Below are 23,980 nucleotides of genomic sequence, written 5' to 3'. Positions count from 1 at the left end.
GCATGTTTTAGTAGTGCCTAAAATAGAAATTGATAAAATATTTGACGTTCCTGAAAGTTATCTTGGTGCGCTGCTTGTTTTTGCAAAACCTATTGCAAAAGCTATCGAAAAGTCATTCGATTGTAATCGTTGCGGCATCAGCGTTTTAGGTATAGAAGTGCCGCACGCTCATGTACATCTGATACCGATAAACGATGCGAATGACCTGAACTTTCAGCAGCCAAAATTAAAGTTGAGCGAAGCCGAACTGAAAGAGGTGCAACACCTGATCATTAGCAACCTGTAGGCGCCTGCTGATTCAATAGTATTTTATCGGGATTGCGTGCATTGCCATATCGCATCATAAATGTAACGCTGAGCAGAAATCCTACAAAAGCCATGATGGCGCCGATAAAAGAAGGGTAGTTATAGCCCAGGCCAAAAGCAATAGGCAGGCCCCCGAAGTAGGCGCCGATAGAGTTAGCCATATTAAACGCTGCCTGCATAAATGCAGCGCCCATCATAGCCGATTTTTCAGCAGCACGTATCATGAGAATATTGATAGGTGAACCTACCGCCATTGCCAGGAGACCGCATAAAAAGTAAGTACGAGTGACAGAGTCTGGTTTCCCGAAAAAAGAAAACGGCAATTAATGCAACCACCAGGCCGATAAATAAAATCGCTGCAGCTTTTTCCGGGCGCATTTTATCTGCCATAATACCACCAATCAGATTGCCGGCTACCATTCCCGCGCCCGCTATTAGCATAATATAAGAAACGGATTGGATGGAGAAGCCTGACACATGTGTCATTAAAGGAGATATATAGCTAAACCAGGCAAACAATCCTCCAAACCCGATGGCTGTTATCAAAATGATCAGCCAGGCTTTAGGGGTTTTAAAAAATTGAAGCTCATCTTTAATGCTGCTTTGGCTATTGAGCTGTATTGGAGGTAACCACATTTTAATAAAAAAGATGGTGAGCAAACCTATCAGCGCTACAACCAAAAAGGCAAAACGCCAGCCTAACTGATGTCCCATATAAGTAACCAGTGGCACCATCACCAGGTTGGCGATGGTCAAACCGGCAAACATCATTGATATGGCCTGCGCCTGCTTCCCTTCTTTGGCCATTTTAGAGGCCACTACAGCGCCAATGCCAAAAAAGCACCGTGAGGAAGGCCGGAGAAAAACCTGGCAACCATGAGGCTGTAAAAGCCCGGAGCGGCAGCGGATAGTCCATTGAATACAGTAAACAGCACCATTAATGCCATTAATACTTTTTTAGGACTATACTTTACTGAAGCAGCCACCAGTAAAGGAGCTCCCACAATAACACCTATGGCATAGGCCGAGATCAGATAGCCGGCCTTGGGTATGCTAATTTGCAAAGACGACGCTACATCCTGCATCAATCCCATGATAATAAATTCGGTAGTTCCTATAGCTAATCCGCCCAGAGCGAGGGGAAATAATTTTTTGTTCATAAACTGTTCATTTGTAATAACAAAACATAGAAATATTGTGTTATTAATACACAAAGGTAGGCTAAAATGTTTAATCGTTTAAACAAATCTGTATTTTTGCACATCAAAACTTCCCCGTTTAAGAGGCATTGATGTTGTAAAAGAATATTGAAATAGCCCTGATTGCGATGCATAAGTGCCGGGCGATCGTTAAAAAGTCCTCTGTAAAACCGGGTTTCGAAGGTCGCCCTGAATAAAACCGGGACAGGGACAATTAAAAACCGTTCGAACGGGTAGCTCCCTCGAACATAAAATACGTAATAATGAAAAGAATAGCAGTAGATATGGATGGTGTATTGGCCGACTGTTATGAACAGTTTGTTAGATATGACTATGCAGATACCGATGTAAGAAAAACAAGAGAAGAAGGAGCCGGAAAAACCGATGATGAAATGTTTAAAAAGGCGAGAACTTTTGTGTACCAGCCGGGATTTTTCAGGGATATGCCTGTTATCGCAGACAGCCAGGATGTTTTATATAAGCTCAACGAAAAATTTGAAGTATTTATTGTTTCAGCAGCCACCGAGTTTCCACAGTCTCTCCCGGAAAAACAGGCCTGGTTAAACGAACATTTCTCTTTTATACAGTGGCAGCAAATGGTTTTTTGTGGTTTAAAAACAATCATACAAGCCGATATTATGATTGATGATCATTTCAAAAATCTGAATACTTTTAAAGGGAAGTCTATTTTATACACACAGCCGCACAATGAGCTGGCAGATGCCGGCAAGCACATACGTGTGCACAACTGGAGAGAAATAGAGCAGTTGCTTTTAAATACTCAAATGTACTCTGCTCACGAAACGCCGGTAGACTTCTCTCCTGCAATAAGCAGGTACGCCTAAAGGAGCATTTAGTTATTGGTAGAGCCTCTTTTAACCAGTTCGGCGGGAATAAAAATGAGGTGTTCCTTTTTGTTTTGGGTAATAATGTCTACAAGTAACTCAGTGGCTATCTGGCCCAGTTGCAGCATAGGTTGTTTAACAAAGGAGAGTTGAGGCTTAATAAAGTCGAATACCTCGTTCTCGTCAAACCCGATCAGCTCTATATCTTGTGGTACCGCTATTTGCTGGTCCTGGATGTATTTAAGGGCATGTACGGCAATACGGTTAGAGGCGAAGAAAATAGCATTTACAGAAGCAGTGGTTAGTAGTGAAGCCACTGCTTTTTCTATTTCCTGCGGGTCGTTAGCAATATCTACTTTCTTCACCCAGTTTTTATTGGGCGTTACGCCTGCACTTTTTAAAGCGTTCATATAACCTTTGGTGCGATCATTTAAATGTGCCAGGTCTGTTTTATAGTTGATCAGTCCCACTGCTTTTTTATCGTGTTCAATAAACAGGCTTACAGCGTCATAAGCAGCTTTCAGGTTGTCAACATTTACGCAATGCGCCTCCAGCTTGGGAAAATAACGGTCTGCAATCACAAAAGGGAAAACGCATTTGTTGCAGGCGAAGCAAAAGCGGCTCCGAGCCGGCTGGTGGTAACAATATTAGTCCGTCTACCTGCCGGTTGATAAATGCATTGGTGAGGGTTTCAAATTTAACCAGGTCCTCATCAGAACTTCCAAAGATCACCGTATACCCGTATTTGGCGCCTTCATCTTCAATGATCCTGGCCAGGCCTGAAGAAAAGGGATTAGAAATATCGGCCACAACCAGCCCGATGGTAAATGTTTTATTGGTCTTAAGACTTTTAGCGATCTGGTTAGGCTGGTAATGTAATCTACGTGCAGTAGTTCTTATTTTTTCCGCAACATCTTTATTGATCCGGTTTTCAAAACGGTTATTGAGAACATAGGAAACCAGTGCAACGGAAACACCCACTTCCCTTGCTATATCTTTTAAGATACTTTTCCTGATTTTTCTGGCATGCAAACAAATGTAACGTAACATTTTGGGATTATTTAAAGCTTGCAGGGCATTCTTCAGCAGCGTCCTCCGTTTATCATTTTCTGCTACAGGGTTTGTCCGGCAATCAGTACATTCGTTGATCTCTTTCAAAAAAACAACCCATACATGTTCAGGAAAATTTTTTGCTTTTACGTTATGCTGCTCGGTTTTGTTGCAGCAAATGCACAGTCTGTAAACTGGGGCTCCGATGGAAATACTTATTACAAGCTCGAAGAAGGCGCTATTGTAAAATATACCCTGCCTCAGCATACAAAAGCTGTTTTGATATCTGCCGAAAAGCTAACACCATCCGGTAGTTCTAAACCTATCGATGTAAGGAGCTTTGTGATCAGTAAAGATGAATCGAAAGCGCTTATCTACAACAATACCCGGCAGGTGTGGCGTGAGGATACACGTGGCGATTATTGGGTGTTAGACCTGACCTCGGGCCGCCTGCAACAATTGGGAAAAGGTAAACCGGAAGCATCTCTTATGTTTGCTAAATTATCCCCTGACAATAGTAAGGTGGCTTATGTAAGTGATTATAACCTGTATGTTGAAGACCTGGCTTCTGGGGCTATAAAAGCGTTAACCAGCGATGGCGATCGCAAGAATATCAATGGTACATTCGACTGGGCTTATGAAGAAGAGTTTTTTGCCGGGACGGCTTTCGCTGGGCACCGGATAGCAAGAAGATCGCTTATTGGAAAATAGTCGCAGGGGATACCAAAGTGTATAATATGGTAAACAACACCGACTCCATTTATCCCAAATTGATACCAATAGAATACCCGGTAGCGGGAGAGAAACCCTCTGTATTTAAAATTGGTGTGGTATCGTTGACTGACGCTCAAACCCAATGGATGAATATTGCCGACGACGCAGTTTGGGGCTCGTATGTGCCACGCATGGAATGGGCTGGCAATAACAGCGAGCTGATCGTACAGCATTTGAACAGAAGGCAAAATGAAAGCAACCTGATCTTATGTAATGCAGCATCAGGAGCAGTGCAAACTATTTATACAGAAAAGGACAGTGCCTGGATCGATATTGTTGCCAACTGGGACCAGGACTATACCAGCGGCGGATGGGATTGGCTGAATGGTGGCAAAGAGTTTTTGTGGCCTGCAGAAAAAGATGGATGGCGTCATTTATACCGGGTAAGCAGGGACGGTAAAAAGAAACCCTGATAACAAAGGGCAAGTATGATGTTATGGATATTTCGGCCATTGATGAAGCGGGCGGATATCTTTATTTTCATGCCTCTCCTGAAAATGCTACACAGAAATACCTGTATCGTACAAAGCTAAATGGTACAGGTAATGCAGAACGGTTAACGCCGGCTGACTATCCGGGAACCAATAGCTATAATCTTTCACCCGGTGCGAAATATGCCGTACATAGTTTCTCCAACTATTACACCCGTCCGTCAACAGAGTGGATTACTGTAGCCAATCACAAAGCAATTGGTACAGGTATTAAAATAGATGGAGCCGCTTCTGAGAAGTCAAAATCGAATGTAGAATTTATCACCATAACTACTGAAGACGGGGTGCAAATGGATGCCTGGATGGCCAAGCCTGCCAATTTTGATGCCTCAAAAAAATATCCGGTAGTTTTTTATGTATACACGGAGCCCTGGGGACAAACAGTAAAAGACAGTTATGGCGCTGGTCGTAATTTTCTCTATAAAGGAGATATGGCTAAAGATGGCTACATATATGTTTCCATAGATAGTCGCGGAACGCCAGTACCTAAAGGAAGAACCTGGCGCAAGGCTTTGTATAAAAATATTGGTATTCTGAATATTAACGACCAGGCTATGGGGGCTAAAGCGCTGTTGAAACAGTATTCTTACCTGGATAGCGAGCGTACTGCGGTATGGGGCTGGAGTGGTGGTGGTTCAACTACTTTAAACCTGATGTTCCAGTTTCCTGAGGTTTACAAAACAGGTATTGCCGTGGCTGCAGTAGGCAACCAGCGCACCTACGACAATATTTACCAGGAGCGTTATTCAGGTATTCCCCAGCAGGACGAAACGCCCTATATCAAAGGTTCTCCCATTACTCATGCTAAAAATTTAAAAGGCAACCTGTTGTATATACATGGAACGGGCGATGATAATGTGCATTATAATAATGCAGAGATGCTGTTTAATGAACTGATCAAATATAACCGGCAGTTCCAGATGATGAGCTATCCTAACCGGACGCATAATATTTCAGAAGGCGAAGGAACTTCTGCGCATCTGCAAACTTTGTATACAAACTACCTGAGGCAATATTGTCCGCCGGGTGCTAAATAATGTTGGAGTCAAAGAAAGGCCGGTTTCGAAAACCGGCCTTTTTGTGTTAATTGCTTTTTCCTTTTCGCCGCTCTGCCCACAGCTCATTAAAAGATTTTTAGGAAACTCCAGTTTGCTGCGTTCTTTGGTCCAGGCGCCGGCAACAGAGTTGATGAGTTTAGTTTTCATATTCCCATTGCCCATATTCATCCAGCTACGCTTCAACATAGCTGTTTTCCACATTTTCCATGCCACAGTTTCTGTAAAAGGAGCATAGCCTTCCTGCTGGGCTTCGTGCCGGTTTTCGAGCAAAAGCTCATGCAGGTTGATTTTAACGGCACATACTTCAGTACAGTTGCCACAAAGAGAAGATGCATGACTTAAATGCTTCCACTCTTTCATGGGCTTTAAGTGGGGGGTAATAACGGATCCGATAGGGCCGCTATAAGTAGTGTCATAAGTATGCCCCCTATATTTTTATAAACCGGGCAGGCGTTAAGGCAGGCGCCGCAACGGATGCAGTATAATGCTTCCCTTGTTTTTTCATTGGCCAGCATATTCGTTCGGCCGTTATCTAACAGTAGCACATACATTTCTTCCGGCCCATCTATTTCACCAGGCTGCTTAGGACCAGTTACAATAGTGCTGTAAGAAGTGATGCGCTGACCGGTACCAAAAGTAGCCAGCAGCGGCCAGAATAGCGCCAGATCGGTCATGTTCGGGATTACTTTTTCTATGCCCGCAATCACAATATGTGTTTTAGGCATGGAGCAGCTGAGCCTGGCGTTGCCTTCGTTCTCTGTAATGGCAATGCCACCAATATCAGAAATAATAAAATTGGCGCCGGTTACACCTACTTCGGCTTCTGCATATTTTTGCCTGAGCTTATCTCTCGCGATAAGGGTAAGTTGTTCTGCGCTCAGGGAGGGATCCGTGCCCAGTTTTTTGCAAACAGCCTTGCGATATCATCTTTGCTTTTGTGCATGGCGGCGTTACAATATGATAGGGTGTCTCGCCATCGAGCTGTTGAATATACTCGCCCAAATCCGTTTCAATACTTTCTATGCCATGCGCCTCCAGGTTCTTATTAAGATGGATCTCTTCGGTAACCATGCTTTTGCTCTTTACCAGTGTGCGGCAGTCCTTTTCTTTACAGATCTTCACAATGGCATCAATGGCTTGTTTGGCATCTTCGCACCAGATGACTTTTGCACCGCGCCGGGTTACAAGGGCTTCAAAATTCTCCAGTTGAGTATCCAGCGTTTCAATGGCTTTCCACTTCTGGTTCTTCGCTCTTTCACGTGCCAGTGCAACGTCAGAAAATTGCGTTTTTCCCGCAGGTACCTGGGCATTATACCTGCCAATATTAAAATTGATCACCTGGCGATGATCTCTGTCCGCTGCTTTCTCCTTACTCTTCTTATTAAATAGTGTGGCTGTTTGAGACATGCTTAAATGAGGCTGTTAACATTTACTGTTGATCAATAAAAACTATTCACTATGCTTGTGGGCTATTACAGCCTGCTCTAATACCTCGTAAAACTCCTCTCCGTATTTTCTTACCAGGGGTTCTTTTAAAAACTGGTAAACAGGAACTTTTAATTTTTCTCCCAGCTTACAAGCGGGGCTACACAATTTTTGCGTGGTTCATAATTCAACCGTTCATAATCGCCATGTTTACCCTGGTAAGCAATGATGGGATAGAGATGACAGCTGATAGGCTTCTTCCATTTTATTTTGCCTTCATTATATGCCTGCTCAAAGGCGCATTTGATAAGGCCATTATTTTCCCGGTACGCATAAACGCATATTTCGTTGTCGCTGGGCAGGGTAGGTGTTACCCAGCCAAATTCATCATCATATTGATACCTGCCTTTTTTTCAACTTCCTTAATGGCATCCCGGGTCATGTAAGGTTTTATAATCTCGTAGGCCTTATTCACTTCATCCAGCTCTTCCTCGGTCAGGGGTGCTCCGGCATCGCCTTCCTCACAGCATCCCCCTTACACTTGGTAAGGTCGCAAACAAATTGCGCCTCTGCCACATCATCACTGATTATTTTGTTTTCGATTATGATCATTATGCAAAAGTACTACAGGTTATCGGAAGCCGCGAACTATTAGGCCTGTTTAATTACAATGCGGGCTTTTTTAACCCTGTTTCTTTCTACCTCCAGTACGGTAAATTCAAAGTCACCTGAACTTACGATATCGCCTTCCTTGGGCAGTTCTCCCGAAATTTCATTAATCAGTCCACCGAGAGACTCGTTGTCGCCACGCACTTCGTCAAAAGTATTTACAGGGAGCTGTAACACTTTACAAACATCACGTAACATGGTGCTTCCTTCAAAAATATAGGTATGGTCGTCTACTTTTTTATTGTCAATTTCTTCCACATCAAACTCATCTTTAATATCCCCAATTACTTCTTCCTGAATATCTTCCATGGTTACGATGCCGCTGGTGCCTCCAAATTCATCTACCACTATGGCGAAGTGCATCCTTTTTTCTGAAACTCTAAAAGCAGGTCTTCAATCAGCTTGGAGTCCGGTACAAAATAGGGTGGGCGTATAACCGAATGCCAGTCAAAATTCTCTTCATATAAATGAGGGATCAGGTCTTTCGTATTTAATATTCCTTCTATCTCATCCAGGTCTCCCTTATAAACCGGCATTTGAATATTGTAGTTCTTTAATTTTTTCAACTAACTCCGCGAAAGTGGTATTGTACTCAATACCATTTACATACAAACGGCTACGCATCACTTTTTTACCGAGATCTTTCCAAACTTCACGATGCTTTTCATGATGTTCTTTTCCTCCGGCGAAGCTTCATCATCCGTTTGAACATCTATGGCTTCATCAAATTCCTGCAGGCTATTGGCTTCGGCATTATCAGCGCCCAAAGTTTTGCCCAGGCCATCAGCCACAGCCACAATACCTTTGCTCATGCGCCTTAATACGTAGTGGATCATTTCCACAATAAACAGCAGCACAGGCCATTCGTAAGCAAATCTTAAGCTATTCTGTCTGGCCCATACACGCGGAAATATTTCTAAGGGGAAAACGATGAGAAACGCGATCAACAGCCATTTTAGCAAAATAGTGTAGCCGCTATGTTTGTATTCTTCAGGTGTATATTCATCAATCAGGTAGTTGGTTAGAATAATAAGGCAGATGTTTAAAACAGTTTTGGAAATAAGCATAGAAGTGTACACTTCCTTTGGCTCATCCAACAAATCAATAATTCTACGGGCAGCAGGCTGCTGCTTGGTTTTCAACACATCTATATCCTTCTCATTGAGAGAGAAAATGGCAGCCTGCGAGCCAGAAATAGAAAAGGATAAAAAAATCAGGAGCAGCAAAACTACTACCATAACAGTACTGCTTTGAGTAGTTGCCTGCAGTTCTATCTGCAAAAAATCGGTAAATAATAAATGAGTAATGCTCTGTGTATACAAAACAAATATTATTAGTGAAAAATACTATTGCCGGTTTTCCGGCATCATAGCAACTAATTAAAAGTTAATAGCATCAGCTTCTCCATCTTCGCCCGGAGCTGTTCCACCCGGCGCAGGGTCATCATGTTCCTGCGTCAGCCCTTCAGCTTTTTTATCAAGCATAATTAAATTTTCGCCCACTACTTCGGTTATATATTTTTTACGCCATCCTTATCTTCCCAGCTTCTGGTGCGTAATCTGCCCTCTATATAAACCAGGCTCGATTTGTGTAAAAATTTTTGTGCAAGATCTGCGAGGCCACGCCACAACACTACTGTGTGCCATTCTGTTTGAGAAACCAGCTTGCCCGATCGGTCCTTAAAAGTTTCGGTAGTAGCCAAAGGAAACTTAGCAACTGCAATATTCCCTTCGAGTAACTGCACTTCAGGGTCTTTACCTAGGTTGCCGATTAGCATTACGCGATTAACTCCTCTCATATTAATTATTGATTTTTCTTATGTAAGTATGTATTAAGCTATAGTATGCTAAAATTAATTTTTTTTAACCATTCTGAAAAATTAATACATGCAGCTTATATTTTTTAATATTGATTAGAGTAAATTAGTGCGTTTCTTCTTGTAACAATTCCTCACTGTTTAAGTAATCGTTGATGATTTTTGGAAAAGAATGAGCCGCAAGGTCATTAGTTTCGATCCAATCGTAGTTTTTAAGTGAAGCCGGTAATTTCTTTACCCTTGTGTTAATAAATACGGCTGTAATGCTTTGATGAGTCAATTTTTGCCGGTAAACGGCTGATTCCTGTTTCACAATAGCATCTTCGGTAATCCATTTCCTGTTTAAAGCTTCTTCTATAGCAGCATCCACATGGGCGTCCTGCACTAATTCTATAAGAGGAAACTCATGTAAGTGCTGCCAGATATCTTTATCCTGTCTTTCTCTTATGGCAACTTTACTGCCACATTGTATGATAAAGAAATAAAAATAACGTGCTCGCTGTTTGATTTTCTTTTCCTTTACCGGTAGTTGCTGTACCCTGTTATCAGCATAGGCCTCACAATATTTTTGAAAAGTGCAACAGTCGCATAACGGTACGGCAGGTTTGCATACGGTAGCGCCAAAATCCATGATCGCCTGGTTGTATTTACCGGGCTGCTTTCGGTCTAACAGCTCGTTGGCGAGTTGATGGAAATTTTTCTTGCCCGCAGTACTGTCTATAGCTTCTCCAATCCCAAAAACTCTGGCCAGCACTCTGTAAACATTGCCATCCACCACTGCATGAGGCAGGTTAAACGCAAAGGAGGCAATGGCAGATGCTGTGTATGGTCCTACTCCTTTGAGTTTCAATATATCATAATAGCTGCTCGGAAAAATTCCATTATATTCCTCTGTAATAATCCGGGCGGTTGCAATCAGGTTACGGCAACGCGAGTAGTAGCCCAAACCTTCCCATAATTTAAATACCCTTTTCTCGTCAGCAGCGGCTAAATCTTTAATAGTTGGGAAGTTAAGAATGAAGTTATGATAATACTCCAGGCCTTGTTCCACTCTTGTTTGCTGTAAAATAATCTCGCTCAGCCATATCTTATAAGCGTCTTTTTCTCCTTTCCAGGGCAGCTGACGGTCATTATCCGTCTTATGCCACTTTAACAGCAATTTTGAAAAATTGCTGACTTCCAGGTTGTTATGTGTTAAATTGCTCAAAAGATTTTATTTATTTTTTTCAAAGAAAAAAATTGGATTAATAATTGTTTATATCTTAGAAGTATTAAGCGTAAAAAGCTGTTATACAATTTAATTGAATCGTTAAAATAATATTAATTCTATTCTATGCGAAAAGCAGATTTGGTAAACAAGATATCTGATAAAACCGGCATACCAAAAGTAGACGTGCTGGTTACACTCGAAACAATGTTTAAAGAGGTTAAAGATACTTTGGCTTCTGGCGAAAACATTTACATTCGTGGTTTTGGCAGTTTTATTACAAAAAAGCGGGCTGCAAAAATTGGCCGCAATATTAAGAAAAATGTTGCGGTACATATTCCCGAGCATTACATCCCTGCATTTAAACCAGCGAAAGAGTTTAGCATTGAAGTGAAGAAGCTAAAGGAGCCAAAACCAGATGATGGCCCCGGAGAAGATGGCGACGATTAATAGGTTCTAAACGAAGAACGTAGCTGTCATTGAGTTTTTATCCACTCTTTTTTAACAATTTATATAGTATTGGGGTTAACTTTGCAATCCAAATTTTTTTGATTGTGAAGAAACCTCAATATATTACCATCTTCGTTGCTATTGCTGCACTTGGATTGCTATGGGCATTCGGGAGCATTAAACCGGAGGCTAAGGCCAATTCACACGAAGGTCATCAGCATGAACATGCCGACCAGCCAGCTGCTGGTTCTGTTTCAACTTCATCATTTTCAATAGATAGCGCATTGAGCGCCGCCAAAGGAACACTTTTGCCGGCAGGTGCTGCCCGATTAAATTCGTTAGAATCCACCATCGCAAAATCACCCGATCAGGGGCAAAAATTAAAGGCTTTCAACGAGCTTTCTTTGTATTGGAAAGACAGTGTAAAAGCGTTTATTCCTTACGCTTGGTATGTTGCTGAAGGTGCAAGGTTGGAAAATTCAGAAAAAAACCTCAATTTTGCAGGCCATTTGTTTTTGAACAACCTGCAACACGTGGATAATGGAGAGATGGCGAAGTGGATGGCGTTGCAGGCAAAAGATTTGTTTGAAAGGTCTTTAAAGCTAAATCCTGATAACGACTCTGCAAAAGTAGGGTTGGGTTCAACTTACATGTTTGGAGGTATATCCAATGCTCCCATGGAAGGAATTGCCAAGATCAGGGAAGTGGTTACAAAAGACAGCACTAATTTGTATGCACAAATGACATTGGCTATGGGTTCGCTAATGAGCGGGCAAACAGATAAGGCCAAAGAGCGTCTTGAAACAATAACACGACTTGACTCTAAAAATCTGCAGGCTTTATTGCTGTTAGCAGATATTTATGAGAAGCAGGATAAAAAACAGGATGCAATAGCATATTATCAGAAGGCATTACCGCTGGCAACAGAACATACGGAAATGAGGGCTGAGCTTCAAAAAAGGATTGATGCTTTAAAAAAGCAGAATTAACTATTATATTAACAAGATTTAAATTATTTAACTATGCCTTGTGGTAAAAAAGAAAACGTCATAAAATTGCAACTCATAAGCGCAAAAAAGACTTAGAAAAAACCGCCATAAAAAGAAATAAGCTTTTCTTTTATTGAAATATATTCTACATATAACCCCGTAGTTTATTTGCGGGGTTTTATGTAATATATTCGTTTTCAGCTGCTTTATCGTTATATGCATTTTCCATCCTTTAATGCCATATACTTTTCTGCCTGCATGTATAACCGATAAAGTTGGTCAGATTTACTTTTAAGGCATAGCACACGTTCATATGCAATGAATAAAGAAATTGTAATTAATGCCGCTCCCACTGGTGTTGAAATTGCTTTGTTAGAAGATAAGAAGCTGGTGGAGTTGCATAGCGAAAAAAGCGATGGCCGCTTTGCCGTGGGTGATTTATACCTGGGCAAAGTAAAAAGGCTTATGCCTGGGCTTAACGCCGCTTTTATAGATGTAGGCTTTGAGAAAGACGCATTTTTGCATTATACTGATTTGAGCCCTTATGCAAAATCGTTACTAAAGTTTACCAATATGGCCATGGCAGCCACAGATGCCAACCCCGTAGATTTTTCAAAATTTGATGTAGAGCCAGAGATCGTAAAAACCGGAAAGATCAGCGAAGTATTGGGTGGTAAGCCGCATGTATTGGTGCAGATCTTAAAGGAGCCTATTGCGGCCAAAGGTCCCCGGCTTAGTTGTGAGCTCTCTTTACCAGGCAGATTTGTTGTTATAACTCCCTTCAATAATATCGTAGCAGTATCTAAAAAATTCATTCTTCTGAAGAGCGAAAAAGACTGCAGAAAATAATTGAAGCGGTGAAGCCAAAGAACTTTGGTGTAATTGTAAGAACAGCGGCCGAAGGGAAAAATACTGCAGAACTCTATGAAGACCTGGGTAACCTGGTAAATATCTGGAATACTGTTCAACAAAACCTGAGAGGCGCAGTAGCACCTACGAAGATCTTTAGCGAGCAGAACAAAACCAATAGTATTCTGAGAGATCTCTTAAGTGCTGATTATAACCGCATTGTTACCAACGATAAAAATATCTACAACGAAACCAAAAATTACATACAGAAAATAGCCCCTGAAAAAGCAGAGATTGTGAACCAGGCGCAGGGTAATGTATTTGATATGATGGGTATTACCAAGCAGGTAAAGGGTTCGTTTGGTAAAACGGTTACACACTCAACAGTGGCGCCTATCTTATTATAGAACATACTGAGGCATTGCATGTAGTTGATGTAAACAGCGGTTATAAGAATGTAGGTAATAACCAGGAGCAAAATGCGCTGGAAACTAACCTGGAAGCTGCAGCTGAAATAGCCCGGCAATTAAGGCTGAGGGATATTGGTGGAATCATCGTTGTGGATTTTATTGACATGAAGCTTGCTGAAAATAAGAAGAAGCTTTTTGATACGATGGAAGAAGTAATGGCCGCCGATAGAGCAAAGCATTCGGTATTACCCATATCTAAGTTTGGTTTAATGCAGATCACCCGTCAGCGGATGCGCCCGGAGGTGAACATCAATACCCAGGAAGTTTGCCCCAGCTGTAACGGTAGCGGTAAAATAACTTCAACACTGGTACTGGAAGATGAGATCGAAAAAATCTAAACTACCTTATTACCCACAAGCACAAAAACCTCAAGCTTATTGTTCACCCTATTGTGTACGGCTATTTAACCAAAGGCTTATGGTGGAGCAGTAAACTGTCTAAGTGGAATAAAAATTTGGTCAGAAAACGAGAATTGAAAAAGATACAGCCTATCAGCTGACAGAATATCACTTCTTCGATTCGAATGAGGAAGAAATTAAGTTCTAAATTAAAAAGCTCCGTTGAGGAGCTTTTTAATTTTTATTCAATAAAAACCTGAATGGTTTTAAACGTTCATTTTTTATGGCCGCCAGTATTTTTCTGCTGCTGGAAGTGATCCGGTTCCGGTTCACCAGCTCATGAACCTTGCAAAAACCTTCTTTATTGTCTACACAGGCAATTACATAGTTCAGGGATTCTACCTGAGTATCTATTGAATTAGGGTAAACAGCGTCGTCTTTAATGACCAAAATGATATCTCTGCGATATTTATTCATTTTACAGGCAAACTAAAATGTGTAGTAGTAAATTTACCTTATTTTACAATTAGATCAAACAAAAGGTTTAAGTTCTAGTATATTTTTAGCAATATCTATGCCTTTTCCCCGAAAATTAAGAATATTGGTAGCTCCTTTAGACTGGGGGTTAGGACATACCACCCGCTGTATACCCGTTATTAAGGCTTTGCTGAAATGCAATGTAGAAGTGGTAATGGCGGGAAATAAGGTGCAGGAAAAGGTTTTAACAGCGGAGTTTCCCGATAATAAATTTTTGTTTCTGGAAGGTTACAATGTTGCTTACAGCAATACCCGCAAAGGTTTTTATGGAAAATGATGCGGCAGGCGCCCCGTATTGCAGCTGCTGTAAAGCGGGAAAATAGCTGGTTAAAAGAAGTTATTCGTCGCGAAAAGATTGATGGGGTGATTAGCGATAACCGGCTTGGGCTTTTTAACCCGGCTATACCCTGTGTTTTTATAACCCACCAGCTGCGTATACAAACAGGGCTGGGCCGTTGGGCGGATGATATGGCTCAATTATTTAATTACAGGTATATCAACCGGTTTTCCGGGGTTTGGATACCCGATTTTGAAGGTGCTCAAAATCTGGCCGGTCTTTTATCGCATCCTTCCTCAATGCCCCGCAATACGGTTTCTTATGTGGGAGCGCTAACAAGGGTGCATAGCTCATCCTTTGCTAATAAAGAGGGGGTGATTTTATTTGTGTTTTCCGGTCCGGAACCCCAGAGAAGTATTTTTGAGCAAGCTGTTTTGACTCAGTTAAAATATATTAAACAGCCTGTTACTATTATAAGAGGCAAACCACTCCAGGAAGACTTACCCCCGATTGATGGCGTAACTGTCTATAACCATTTGCCCGTAACAGAAATGGAGCCGATCATGCGCTCAGCTGCATTAATTGTGTGCCGGAGCGGTTATAGCTCGGTAATGGATATTAACGCTTTAAGACAAAGATCAGTGCTGATACCTACACCGGGGCAAACCGAGCAGCAATACCTGGCAGAATATCTTATGGACAAAAGATTCGCCATAAGTGCTGATCAGGACAATTTTAACCTGCTGCAGCTTCTTTACCGTGCTTCACAATTTGCTTATGATGGCTTTATCAATCCTGATGATACATTATTGACAAAAGCGGTAGACGCTTTTTTATCCGACTGCAGGTCAGTTATTGAAAAGTCTTAAGCGGCTAAAATTTTACCAGGAAGCCTAACCCCAACATAGATTTTATCTGTGCTGCCGGAGATTCGTTATTGGCGCCAAATAATCTTACATCATCATCATAGATCATGTCAAGACTGTAGGTAAGTGTCAGGTATTTGGTAAGCTTCATGTTGATCAGGTTGGTCCAATAAACGTCTACATTTTTAGGCTTATCCAGGTAGTTGGCATACAGGTCCAGGCGGCTTCTGTAAGAGAACATTTTATTAACTTCTTTGAAATAATTAAGTGAAGCAAAAGCACCGAACTCGGTTTTTGCGTGTTTGCCTTTATCTACACCATAAGCGCCCACACCCGAAAGTGAGTCATTTCTTACGATGGTCCATCTTACGGTAGCGGGAGACATGAAAGCAGAAAACTCTTTATTCGGTTTCCATTCGAGTCCCGGGCTTAGTAATACATAGGCAGGCGATAAAAAGTTAGAACTAAAAGTACGATTGCCATCACTGTCGTAGGTGTAGCCTTTAAACATCTGCGACCTGAAATTGAACAGCGCGCCTATATTCCATTTCTTACCAATAGCATATCCATATTTTGAAACCAGGTCGATACGGTCATCATTCTTCCTGCTTCCCAGCGATGTGGTGTTCATATATCCGAGGTTAATATCCAGTGTATTATCCCATGAGTGTTTATTCTTTTTATAGAAAGCGTAGGTGCTAAGATTACCGTTAAGGGCCAGAGAAAATTTATCGCCTCCGGCAGCCCAGTTGCTCAATGAACCCTGTGCTGCGTTCAATCCAATAAAACCACCGGTCTTCCAGGTTTTGGTAGTGGTATCACTGGGGTCCTTCTTGATCTGTCTCTCTGAATCTTTCTTTAAGTTTTTTACAGTCTCGTCCTGGGCCAGAACAGTTAAGCTGCCTAAAAAAGCAACTATAAATAGTATCTTTTTCATATTTGTTTTGTGTTGGTTACAAAAATAAGTATCTGACGCCGAAAGGTTTGTTGGAAATTAATTTTATATTTGGCTACTGTGGTGTAATGGGTGAGTAGTGGGTACTAAGCAAAAACACAATGACTATTACAGCTAGGCCAAATTGAACGCTTTATGAATAAAGATGTTGTAAGCATCTTCATCCTCAAAAAGTTGGCAATAAAAAAACCTCCGCCAATGGCGAAGGTTTAATATGCTGTAGGGGAGGGGTCGAACCTCCACGAGGCGGTTAGCCGCAACACAAAGTTAGTGGTCAATCCTGGTCGGCCTGACGGTCGGCTCTATGTTGTGTTTATTCCGTGATCCTCACCCTCGAGACAAGAGGGCATGTCTGCCAAAAGTTTCATCACCCCACAATTTTAAGAACTTTACCTGTATTATCAGGCGTTGTTAGAACAAAAATAAATATAAATGGGCGTTCGTTCCAAATATTTTAATAATTTTTTCAAAATATAGTATTTTTTCAATAAATTGCGAATAGTATTAGATTATATCAAATTAAAGCTGCTGAAATATGAATTCTAAATTAAATCTTGATAAGCTCGATCTGCAGATTATTGAGCATATGATGGACGATGCAGAAATCTCTTATGCCGACCTGGGAAAGAAATTATTTGTTTCGGGAGGTACTATACATGTGCGTATTAAAAAGCTGCAAAAGGATGGCGTAGTAAAAGGTACCCGTTTAAATCCCGACCTTAAGCTCCTGGGGTATGATGTAATTGCTTTTATTGGTATTTACCTGAGAGAGAGAGCTCGTTATATGATTCGGTAGCTAAGGAACTTCATAAGATCAATGAAATAGTACGTTTAAATTATACCACCGGCAATTATAGCATGTTTGCTGAAATTGTATGTAAGGATATCTCAGAATTAAGAGATGTGTTGCACGAAAAGCTGCAGAAAATAAAGGGCATTGAACGAACCGAGACCTTTATATCCCTGGAAGAGAGCTTTTCAAGAAGTGTGAAAGTATTGGATCAATAACCGGCTCCTAAGAACCGGTATTTTCTGAAGCGATCATTTTAAGGAATTCGGCTTCGCTGATAATTTTTATGGTATTTAATTTTTTGGCTTTATCCAATTTGCTGCCGGCATCTTCACCTACCACCAGATAGTTGAGTTTGGCGCTAACGCCGCCCAGTATTTTTCCGCCCTTAGCTTCCGCCATTTCTTCAGCCTCACTTCTTTTTAGTGTAGGAAGTGTTCCGGTAAAAAGAAAAGTTACGCCTTCTAGTTCCCCGCCGCCATGCATTTGTTTGATGCTATTGTTCATTTCAATACCCATCTCTTCCAGTTCCTGCAGCATTTTAATATTGTCCTCGCTGCTAAAAAATGAACAATACTTCCCGCTACTTTTGGGCCGATATCTTCCAGTTCCTGTAAGGCTTCCTGCGAAAAATTGCGGAGATCCAACAGGTGAGCTACTTTCTGCGCCAGCACTTTGGCTGTTGTTTCGCCTACAAACCGTATGCCCAGGGCAAAAATGAGCCGGTGCAAAGGCTGTTTTTTGCTTTGCTGTATCGCTTCTTTAAGTTTTTCAATTGATTTGGCGCCAAACCCCTCGAGCTTGCCAATGGCTTCAAAGTCGAGCCTGTAAATGCCGGGAATGTCTTTTAATAACCCGAGATCGTAAAACTTCTTGATATTGGCCTCTCCGAATCCTTTAATGTCCAGCGCATCTTTGCTTACATAATGGATCATGCGCTCTACCACCTGGGCAGGACATTCAATATTTACACAGCGCCAGGCCGCTTCTCCTTCTTCTTTAACTAAGCTACTGGCGCAGACGGGACAATTTTGAGGAAATTCTATTTTCGTTTCTGCCCCGGTACGCAATTCTGAGAGCGGTTTTACGATGTAGGGGATCACATCACCTGCTCTTTCAACCAATACCGTGTCGCCAATCATCAGGTCTTTCTCCCTTATTACATCCTCGTTAAACAGAGAAATGGAACTTACGGTAACGCCGCCGATATATACCGGGTCGATTTTGGCAACCGGGGTAATAGAGCCTGTGCGCCCTACCTGGAAATCTACATTTAATAATTTGCTGGTTCCCTGGCGGGCTTTAAATTTAAAAGCCATGGCCCATCTTGGATGGTGAGAGGTCATGCCTAACTGATCCTGCAGATCGAAGCTATTGACTTTGATGACCATTCCATCAATTTCATAGGGGAGGTCATCTCTTTTACCCTCAAATTCCAGGCAGTACGTTACTACCGGATCAATGCCGTCAAATACACGCATTTCTTTAACCGGGCTTCTGAAACCCAGCTCCCATAGGAGTTTCAGAGAGCCCTCATGCGTGGTCAGCTCTTCAGGTATTTCTCTTCCGGGGAGTAGTGTATAATCGCTAATATGGTAAACAAAGGCTTCCAGGTTTCTTCTTTTCACTTCCGCGGAGTCTTTAATGCGAAGCGTTCCTGCTGCTGCATTGCGTGGGTTTGCCAGGGGCGCTAAACCTTTTTCTATCAGAGAGTCGTTATACTTTTTAAAGCTGTTTTTATTCATTAGCACTTCACCGCGAATTTCAACCTGCTGCAATCCGTAATCGCTGAAGCGTGCAGAGAGAGGGAGCGTGCGTATTTGTTTTATATTGGTGGTTACATCATCTCCTGCCACACCATTGCCACGGGTGGCGCCGCGTACGAGCAAATCATTTTCATATATAAGAGAGATGCTACCGCCGTCAAATTTGGGTTCTACACAATAGGTGATCGTATCCAGTTTGGATAGTAGTTTAGCTTTCCTGTCAAAATCTTTCAGGTCGGCTTCGTTATACGAGTTGTCCAGAGACAGCATTGGCACCAAATGTTGTACCGTTACAAAATTGCCTGTCAGCTCTTTGGCCACTCTTTGCGTGGGGGAATCTTTGCTGATCCAGTCTTTATGAGCTTGTTCTGTTCTCTCCAGTAGCTTAAATAGCTGATCATACTCCCCATCAGCAATCAACGGGTCGCTTAAAACGTAGTACCGGTATTCATGAAAACGCAATGCCTGGCGTAGCTGTTCAGTACTTTCCAGGGAGGTAAGCGTTTCAGGAGTATCTTTTAAAAGCGCCTGCGTCGTTTCCTGCAGGGCGATGGTATTTTCTTTGCTGTACATATAAACGGATAAACAGGTCTAAAAGTAAAGTTTTTGGCGCACAGAAAAAAGCCGTCCTGTGAAAGACGGCTTTTGATCATTTTACCTAACTATCATCATGGCTCCAGACGGTGGGGGCGGCACTCCCGATCTTCCTCCAAATTTCCTTGGATAGTAAGAGAAGGTGACCATGAAATATTGTTGCAGGCCATTGGAAATAGTTGTTGTTGCCGTATTACGTTCAATAAAATTGGTGATATTCCGGTTCTGGCGTAAAAGGTCGAAAGCTGAAAGTTTTAACTCTGCCTTCTGCTGCATAAAACGATAAATAGCGTTGGCATTCCAGATCGTAGCTTTTGCAGAATTACCGTTAGCTGCTATATTGTTCTGATAGTTGAGCGATGTGTTCAATGTGAGCTCCTTTGTAAGGAAATAGTTGATATTTCCGGAAGTGGTATAGTTACGTATAAGGGAGCTGATGCGACTGGAACTTTGCTGTATACTTCTATTAGTGGCAATGGTTTCGCCTATTGTGATATTGAATTTGTCTATGAGACTGTAAGTAGCACTAAGGTTATTTGAAATTGAATTATTGGTAGATGTGGAACTAACAGAGTTAATAAATCCTGGCCGTTCGTTGGTAGATAAGTTGAGCCTGTAAGAAAAGTTGATATTGCTTAATTTACTAAGGTTAGTCGAAAACCGGGAACTAAAGTTTCCACTGATAGCTGTTTGATTATCTACATTGATGAGGTAACGGATACTTCTGCCTGAGCTATCGTATACAAGATTATCACTAACGGCATTAGCTGTATTGTTGTAGTTTAAACCTATGCTTGCACTGTAGTTACTTTTGGTATTCATTTTGGCCCGGCTAATGTCGAAGTTCCAGTTACTATAGGTGTTGGTAGAGGCTTTAAGATTAGGATTACCTGCTATAATACTATACCGGTTGGTACTATCTACCAAGGGATACAGTTGATCAATAGAAGCAGGGGTTTGATTCATATTTGCCCATAAATAGGTATTGATCCTATACGCGTTGTTCTTAGTGTAATTAAAATTCATGTTCAGGTTGGGCGTAAAAGCCGTGAAATTCCTATCTAAATTGCGAAACAAAAAGCTGGATTCATTTTTTTGATTCAGGAACTGGTATTTTAATTCCACGCCCATAGAGAACCAGTAATTGTATTTTTCCCATACCGATTTACTGATAGACTTTCTTAAACTAAAACCTGGTTTGTAAGAAAAGTTCGTGAGTATATTGTTATTGGTCAAAAGGTCATTCTGCCTGTATAAATTGGTGAGCGTATCCAGGTCGGAAACCCGCGAATCCATCTCACTTCTGTTGATGCTGATATCGTTGGCCAGGGAAAGGTCAATGTTAAAGAAGTTATAGATGCCGAATATCAGGCTTTTGAAACCATCGTAGTTGAGGGTTAAGCTGGCATTATAATTACGATTAAGGTTATTGTACTTTCTGTCAATTAAATCAGAAGGAATGGTGTCGATATACGAGAGGAACCGGCTCACCGTATTGCTATTGCTGCTGGAGTTATTGTAACCTCCGTTAAAAAACAACATAAAGTTTTTGCGGGGTCCTGTAACTGTCCGGCATCGTTCGAGCGTATAAAACCAAACATGTTCAGGTTGTCATTAACCGTGGTAGACCTGCTGCGATTAAGAGCGGTACTTATTGCGGTAGAATCGTTTTTGAAAACATTGGTGGTAGATTCGTTATCGCCTGTGGTAAACTGGTTGGTATAATTGGCTGTAATGTTTACGAAGTTGCCGAATTGTTTTCGATTCTCATACATAAACTTCACATTGTTACTGGTAGCATTATTCATGCCCCTGCTCTCGCTAATGTTGGATAATTTATAGCTGCTGTTGTTTTGCGTGATATTCTGAATATTGGTTGTATTAGTTAATACGTTTCTTAGGGTATTCAGGTATCCATAGTCTGCCGACATGCGGTTGTAGAATTGCGAATTATCAGATTCAGAAAAACTATGCTGTACTTTGGCATTGGCGTAAGTTCGCCTGGTGATACCGTCAGCGCTACCACCGCGTCCGCCAAAGAATACCCTGAAATTAGACTTAAACGTGTTTTCCAAAAAGCATTTTCGCCTGTGCCTTCTTCCTTATTGATATTATTGATACCCGCAGCAAAGCCCGCCTGTGTCCGTTTGTTATAGAATTGCATAACTCCGTCTCCTGTGTATCGCTCATCTGTTCCGTAGCCGGCTCCTACTTTACCAAACATACCTTTCTTTTTATCAGCTTTCAGCTTAATATTCATAGCGTATGATGAGTCTGCTTTTTCTTCAGACTGCTGTACTTTAGAAAGGTCTTTTTCCTGGTACAGTTGAATTTTTCAATAGCGTTTTTGGGCAGATTTTGTGTAGCTGTTTGCGCGGCTCCGCCAAAAAAGGTTTGCCATCTACATATACTTTTTCCAGTTTTCGGCCATTCATGGTAATCGTTCCATCGCCCCAAACCGTAAGGCCGGGTACCCGCATCAGCATGTCTTCTACTACTGCATTCGAATCCAGTTTAAAAGCATCCGGGTTTATTTCAAGCGTATCCCCGTTCATTCTTATAGGCTGTACGGCTTTTACCACCACCTCATCCATTTCATTTTCTGCTTTCTGGTACAGGAATAATTTTTTGAAATCTGTGACCATGTTCAAACTATCCAGCTGAAGGTTTTTTACCACCGGCCTGTATCCTGTGTGGGATACGATCATATACAGGGGTACTTTCGGTGGTAGATTTTTAATATCAAATTCCCCGAGGTATTACTGAGCTGAAACTCTACAATGCTGGAGTCGGATTGTTTATAAACGGATATAGAGGCCGATTGTAAAGCATAATCGTTAATCGAATCGTAGATGATACCCTTGACACCGCCGGTATTTTTTGTGCCATCAATGCCGATGGGAGGAAAGCTATGAAGCATAGCAATAATACAGTTCTCATTATTTAGCAGTTGATGGTTTTACTTTTAATTTAATAACGATCGCATTGTCGAACTTATCGAGCTTAGTTAACAGGTTCTTTGTTTTTGAAGGCAGCTCTTTATTCTGAGCGAGCAGCTTATCTTTTTCTTTTAACAGGTCTACACTTGATATTCTTGTGTAAACATATTCTTCATCCTGCTCTGTAATAGATGAGAAGATCTTGGGAGGCAAATTGTACACAACGCTGTCTGTAGTTATTTTCCCCAGGTCATACAGTTTATTGTCAACCGTGTTGAAGAGATAGTTTTTTTGTGCGTAATTAACAGCTCTTGCAGAAAAGAATAATAAGTGTTTATGCTCTACGAGGTTATTTAAACCTGATATTACTTTATTGTTTTTATTAACGGCTGTGTTATGTTCTATGTTGCTGCGAAACATGGTAGACTGGAACTCTCCGGTCATTGTCTGATCAGCGGGGAAAACAAATTTATATTCCAGATAAAGCGAGTCGGGCGTAAGCCTGTAAATAGTATTGTCAAACTGCTTTTGAATCAGGAGTGAATTTTCATCCAGCGTGTTGTTAATGGAAAAATCAACGTTGGAATAGTAGGGCGGTAGCTTAGGGAGGTTAATAAAAGGAAAGTATGATTTTACGATTTTATTGTCTTTGATAAGATCCAGGTGATAATCTATGGTATCTTTTAAATATTTGTTGTACCGGCTGCTTACTGAGAGGTAGTAGCCGTTTAAATAAAAAATATTGTTAAGCGCATAACGGGGTGTTGGCAGATTCTCAACCCGGTAGTTCGAGGTTTTATCCAGGTACAATAGTTCCAGGCTGGTGTATTTTGAAAAATCTGTTTTGACTGATTGCTCAATCATTTGCTGCGCTTTCAGTTCGGGAATGGTATAGTTTTTATTGAGGGCTTTGATGAAGAGCGCATTTTTTGAAGCTACGTATTGAACACCTGTTATCCGGAATTTCTTCTTCTTATACTTGTATAGAAACTTTCCCTGTTTATCAAAAATGAGTACGGCGTTCGCTATATTGTCGAGCAGCACAAAATGATGAGGTGTTACCAGGAAATTCTGCACATTATTAAAGCTGCTGGCTTTGGTGGTTTCCAGGGGTATCAGCTCAGCTTCAGAAAATATTACGGAGGCTTTGAGGCCCAGTGCATTTTCAGGATTCAGGTATAAGGCTTTGTCCTGCGCCCATACAAACATAGGACATAAGGCCAGGCAGGTAAGCCAGGTCAATATTCTCATAAACTATTTTGCAGCAAGATAAATATCTTAACTGGTCTACGAATATTTCGTAATCGTTTTAACGTATTA

General features: G+C 41.4%; 35 protein-coding genes and 2 pseudogenes. 14 read left to right on the top strand and 23 right to left on the bottom strand.

Annotation, left to right across the window (positions count from 1 at the left end; translation table 11 throughout):
• Window positions 1-13: 13 nt before the first annotated feature.
• Complete coding sequence (locus MKP07_RS03430) at window positions 14-286, top strand: HIT family protein (protein WP_240845014.1); 273 nt, start codon at window positions 14-16, stop codon at window positions 284-286.
• Here the strand turns inward: MKP07_RS03430 and MKP07_RS03425 are convergent.
• A complete protein-coding gene (locus MKP07_RS03425) occupies window positions 273-530 on the bottom strand; it encodes a hypothetical protein (RefSeq protein ID WP_240845013.1) in 258 nt (85 codons plus the stop codon). The two genes, MKP07_RS03430 and MKP07_RS03425, sit on opposite strands and share 14 nt — an antisense overlap.
• Window positions 514-1,391, bottom strand: a pseudogene (locus MKP07_RS03420) (MFS transporter). The gene MKP07_RS03425 and the pseudogene MKP07_RS03420 overlap by 17 nt, the downstream one beginning before the upstream one ends.
• Window positions 1,392-1,768: 377 nt before the next feature.
• Here MKP07_RS03420 and MKP07_RS03415 point away from each other — a divergent pair.
• On the top strand, window positions 1,769-2,350 hold the full coding sequence (locus MKP07_RS03415) for a 5' nucleotidase, NT5C type (RefSeq protein WP_240845012.1): 582 nt from the start codon (window positions 1,769-1,771) through the stop codon (window positions 2,348-2,350).
• An 8-nt stretch (window positions 2,351-2,358) separates the two neighbouring features.
• Here MKP07_RS03415 and MKP07_RS03410 read toward each other — a convergent pair whose 3' ends face one another.
• Together MKP07_RS03410 and MKP07_RS03405 are read right to left on the bottom strand one after the other, a co-directional pair.
• Window positions 2,359-2,931, bottom strand: a complete 573-nt coding sequence (locus tag MKP07_RS03410) for a substrate-binding domain-containing protein (RefSeq protein WP_240845011.1) — start codon at window positions 2,929-2,931, stop codon at window positions 2,359-2,361.
• Window positions 2,879-3,400, bottom strand: coding sequence for a LacI family DNA-binding transcriptional regulator (locus tag MKP07_RS03405; protein WP_240845010.1), 522 nt, complete (start codon window positions 3,398-3,400; stop codon window positions 2,879-2,881). Before MKP07_RS03405 ends, MKP07_RS03410 begins: the two co-directional genes overlap by 53 nt.
• A gap of 123 nt (window positions 3,401-3,523) precedes the next feature.
• Here MKP07_RS03405 and MKP07_RS37600 point away from each other — a divergent pair, with 123 nt between their 5' ends.
• From MKP07_RS37600 to MKP07_RS03395, 3 genes are read left to right on the top strand one after another with little or no spacing between them, the layout of a single operon-like run.
• On the top strand, window positions 3,524-4,111 hold the full coding sequence (locus MKP07_RS37600) for a DPP IV N-terminal domain-containing protein (RefSeq protein ID WP_262919135.1): 588 nt from the start codon (window positions 3,524-3,526) through the stop codon (window positions 4,109-4,111).
• Entirely contained in the window at window positions 4,093-4,587 is a 495-nt protein-coding gene (locus tag MKP07_RS37595) for a DPP IV N-terminal domain-containing protein (protein ID WP_317235934.1), read from the top strand. The genes MKP07_RS37600 and MKP07_RS37595 overlap by 19 nt, the downstream gene beginning before the upstream one ends.
• A 23-nt stretch (window positions 4,588-4,610) precedes the next feature.
• On the top strand, window positions 4,611-5,702 hold the full coding sequence (locus tag MKP07_RS03395; protein ID WP_262919134.1) for an alpha/beta hydrolase family protein: 1,092 nt from the start codon (window positions 4,611-4,613) through the stop codon (window positions 5,700-5,702).
• Here MKP07_RS03395 and MKP07_RS03390 read toward each other — a convergent pair.
• From MKP07_RS03390 to mutY, 11 genes and pseudogenes are all read right to left on the bottom strand, one after another.
• Window positions 5,619-6,083 carry a LutB family protein gene (locus tag MKP07_RS03390; RefSeq protein ID WP_240845009.1) on the bottom strand — a complete coding sequence of 155 codons (465 nt, stop codon included), beginning with the start codon at window positions 6,081-6,083 and terminating at the stop codon, window positions 5,619-5,621. The genes MKP07_RS03395 and MKP07_RS03390 overlap by 84 nt on opposite strands.
• A gap of 5 nt (window positions 6,084-6,088) precedes the next feature.
• Entirely contained in the window at window positions 6,089-6,580 is a 492-nt protein-coding gene (locus MKP07_RS37590; protein ID WP_317235933.1) for an LUD domain-containing protein, read from the bottom strand.
• Complete coding sequence (locus MKP07_RS37585) at window positions 6,567-7,130, bottom strand: LUD domain-containing protein (RefSeq protein ID WP_262919133.1); 564 nt, start codon at window positions 7,128-7,130, stop codon at window positions 6,567-6,569. Before MKP07_RS37585 ends, MKP07_RS37590 begins: the two co-directional genes overlap by 14 nt.
• 42 nt (window positions 7,131-7,172) lie before the next feature.
• Window positions 7,173-7,316: a DUF3109 family protein gene (locus MKP07_RS37580; RefSeq protein WP_262919132.1), complete on the bottom strand. Its 144-nt coding sequence runs from the start codon at window positions 7,314-7,316 to the stop codon at window positions 7,173-7,175.
• Window positions 7,280-7,623: pseudogene (locus MKP07_RS03380) on the bottom strand (DUF3109 family protein). The gene MKP07_RS37580 and the pseudogene MKP07_RS03380 overlap by 37 nt, the downstream one beginning before the upstream one ends.
• A 176-nt stretch (window positions 7,624-7,799) precedes the next feature.
• A complete protein-coding gene (locus tag MKP07_RS03375) occupies window positions 7,800-8,180 on the bottom strand; it encodes a transporter associated domain-containing protein (protein WP_240845008.1) in 381 nt (126 codons plus the stop codon).
• Window positions 8,165-8,353 carry a hypothetical protein gene (locus tag MKP07_RS03370; RefSeq protein ID WP_240845007.1) on the bottom strand — a complete coding sequence of 63 codons (189 nt, stop codon included), beginning with the start codon at window positions 8,351-8,353 and terminating at the stop codon, window positions 8,165-8,167. The genes MKP07_RS03375 and MKP07_RS03370 overlap by 16 nt, the downstream gene beginning before the upstream one ends.
• Window positions 8,354-8,440: 87 nt before the next feature.
• A complete protein-coding gene (locus MKP07_RS03365; RefSeq protein ID WP_240845006.1) occupies window positions 8,441-9,139 on the bottom strand; it encodes a DUF21 domain-containing protein in 699 nt (232 codons plus the stop codon).
• A gap of 57 nt (window positions 9,140-9,196) precedes the next feature.
• Window positions 9,197-9,319, bottom strand: coding sequence for a hypothetical protein (locus MKP07_RS37575; protein WP_262919131.1), 123 nt, complete (start codon window positions 9,317-9,319; stop codon window positions 9,197-9,199).
• An 8-nt stretch (window positions 9,320-9,327) separates the two neighbouring features.
• Entirely contained in the window at window positions 9,328-9,615 is a 288-nt protein-coding gene (locus MKP07_RS03360; protein ID WP_240845005.1) for a single-stranded DNA-binding protein, read from the bottom strand.
• Window positions 9,616-9,739: 124 nt separating this feature from the next.
• A complete protein-coding gene (mutY, locus tag MKP07_RS03355; RefSeq protein ID WP_240845004.1) occupies window positions 9,740-10,840 on the bottom strand; it encodes an A/G-specific adenine glycosylase in 1,101 nt (366 codons plus the stop codon).
• Between the two features lie 126 nt (window positions 10,841-10,966).
• Between mutY and MKP07_RS03350 the strand changes: the two genes are divergently transcribed.
• The 5 genes from MKP07_RS03350 to MKP07_RS03330 all read left to right on the top strand — a co-directional run bounded on the left by MKP07_RS03350 (window position 10,967) and on the right by MKP07_RS03330 (window position 13,936).
• Window positions 10,967-11,290, top strand: a complete 324-nt coding sequence (locus MKP07_RS03350) for an HU family DNA-binding protein (protein WP_114789766.1) — start codon at window positions 10,967-10,969, stop codon at window positions 11,288-11,290.
• Window positions 11,291-11,394: 104 nt separating this feature from the next.
• Window positions 11,395-12,279, top strand: coding sequence for a tetratricopeptide repeat protein (locus MKP07_RS03345; RefSeq protein ID WP_240845003.1), 885 nt, complete (start codon window positions 11,395-11,397; stop codon window positions 12,277-12,279).
• A 318-nt stretch (window positions 12,280-12,597) separates the two neighbouring features.
• Window positions 12,598-13,128 (top strand): ribonuclease E/G family protein, encoded by a 531-nt coding sequence (locus MKP07_RS03340; RefSeq protein ID WP_240845002.1) that lies wholly within the window; start codon window positions 12,598-12,600, stop codon window positions 13,126-13,128.
• Between the two features lie 8 nt (window positions 13,129-13,136).
• A complete protein-coding gene (locus MKP07_RS03335) occupies window positions 13,137-13,535 on the top strand; it encodes a ribonuclease E/G (protein ID WP_240845001.1) in 399 nt (132 codons plus the stop codon).
• A gap of 14 nt (window positions 13,536-13,549) precedes the next feature.
• Window positions 13,550-13,936: a ribonuclease E/G gene (locus tag MKP07_RS03330; RefSeq protein WP_240845000.1), complete on the top strand. Its 387-nt coding sequence runs from the start codon at window positions 13,550-13,552 to the stop codon at window positions 13,934-13,936.
• A 234-nt stretch (window positions 13,937-14,170) separates the two neighbouring features.
• Here the strand turns inward: MKP07_RS03330 and MKP07_RS03325 are convergent, their stop codons facing one another.
• Window positions 14,171-14,413 carry a hypothetical protein gene (locus MKP07_RS03325; protein WP_240844999.1) on the bottom strand — a complete coding sequence of 81 codons (243 nt, stop codon included), beginning with the start codon at window positions 14,411-14,413 and terminating at the stop codon, window positions 14,171-14,173.
• Between the two features lie 97 nt (window positions 14,414-14,510).
• On the opposite strand from MKP07_RS03325, the gene MKP07_RS03320 reads away from it, so the two are divergent.
• Together MKP07_RS03320 and MKP07_RS03315 are read left to right on the top strand one after the other, a co-directional pair.
• Window positions 14,511-14,750: a hypothetical protein gene (locus MKP07_RS03320; protein ID WP_240844998.1), complete on the top strand. Its 240-nt coding sequence runs from the start codon at window positions 14,511-14,513 to the stop codon at window positions 14,748-14,750.
• Window positions 14,747-15,619 (top strand): glycosyltransferase, encoded by an 873-nt coding sequence (locus MKP07_RS03315; protein WP_240844997.1) that lies wholly within the window; start codon window positions 14,747-14,749, stop codon window positions 15,617-15,619. Before MKP07_RS03320 ends, MKP07_RS03315 begins: the two co-directional genes overlap by 4 nt.
• 4 nt (window positions 15,620-15,623) lie before the next feature.
• Here the strand turns inward: MKP07_RS03315 and MKP07_RS03310 are convergent, their stop codons facing one another.
• Window positions 15,624-16,553, bottom strand: a complete 930-nt coding sequence (locus tag MKP07_RS03310) for a DUF3078 domain-containing protein (RefSeq protein ID WP_240844996.1) — start codon at window positions 16,551-16,553, stop codon at window positions 15,624-15,626.
• A 553-nt stretch (window positions 16,554-17,106) separates the two neighbouring features.
• Between MKP07_RS03310 and MKP07_RS03305 the strand changes: the two genes are divergently transcribed.
• Both MKP07_RS03305 and MKP07_RS03300 read left to right on the top strand, forming a co-directional pair.
• A complete protein-coding gene (locus MKP07_RS03305) occupies window positions 17,107-17,367 on the top strand; it encodes a winged helix-turn-helix transcriptional regulator (protein ID WP_240844995.1) in 261 nt (86 codons plus the stop codon).
• A gap of 17 nt (window positions 17,368-17,384) precedes the next feature.
• Window positions 17,385-17,579, top strand: coding sequence for an Lrp/AsnC ligand binding domain-containing protein (locus MKP07_RS03300; protein WP_317235932.1), 195 nt, complete (start codon window positions 17,385-17,387; stop codon window positions 17,577-17,579).
• Between the two features lie 7 nt (window positions 17,580-17,586).
• Here the strand turns inward: MKP07_RS03300 and MKP07_RS03295 are convergent, their stop codons facing one another.
• The 6 genes from MKP07_RS03295 to MKP07_RS03270 form a co-directional block, all read right to left on the bottom strand.
• Window positions 17,587-17,901 carry a BRCT domain-containing protein gene (locus tag MKP07_RS03295; protein ID WP_240844994.1) on the bottom strand — a complete coding sequence of 105 codons (315 nt, stop codon included), beginning with the start codon at window positions 17,899-17,901 and terminating at the stop codon, window positions 17,587-17,589.
• Complete coding sequence (gene ligA, locus MKP07_RS03290) at window positions 17,865-19,700, bottom strand: NAD-dependent DNA ligase LigA (protein ID WP_240844993.1); 1,836 nt, start codon at window positions 19,698-19,700, stop codon at window positions 17,865-17,867. Before ligA ends, MKP07_RS03295 begins: the two co-directional genes overlap by 37 nt.
• An 81-nt stretch (window positions 19,701-19,781) precedes the next feature.
• On the bottom strand, window positions 19,782-21,263 hold the full coding sequence (locus MKP07_RS03285; RefSeq protein ID WP_240844992.1) for an outer membrane beta-barrel family protein: 1,482 nt from the start codon (window positions 21,261-21,263) through the stop codon (window positions 19,782-19,784).
• Window positions 21,209-21,796: a hypothetical protein gene (locus MKP07_RS03280; protein ID WP_240844991.1), complete on the bottom strand. Its 588-nt coding sequence runs from the start codon at window positions 21,794-21,796 to the stop codon at window positions 21,209-21,211. Before MKP07_RS03280 ends, MKP07_RS03285 begins: the two co-directional genes overlap by 55 nt.
• Before the next feature lie 225 nt (window positions 21,797-22,021).
• Window positions 22,022-22,429 (bottom strand): hypothetical protein, encoded by a 408-nt coding sequence (locus MKP07_RS03275; RefSeq protein WP_240844990.1) that lies wholly within the window; start codon window positions 22,427-22,429, stop codon window positions 22,022-22,024.
• A gap of 231 nt (window positions 22,430-22,660) precedes the next feature.
• A complete protein-coding gene (locus MKP07_RS03270) occupies window positions 22,661-23,911 on the bottom strand; it encodes a 6-bladed beta-propeller (protein ID WP_240844989.1) in 1,251 nt (416 codons plus the stop codon).
• Window positions 23,912-23,980: the final 69 nt, after the last annotated feature.

The sequence above is a fragment of the Paraniabella hibiscisoli genome (assembly GCF_022512515.1).
Classification (GTDB): domain Bacteria; phylum Bacteroidota; class Bacteroidia; order Chitinophagales; family Chitinophagaceae; genus Niabella; species Niabella hibiscisoli.
Note: the sequence above shows the minus strand (reverse complement) of the source record. Positions and strands in the feature narration are given on the sequence as shown.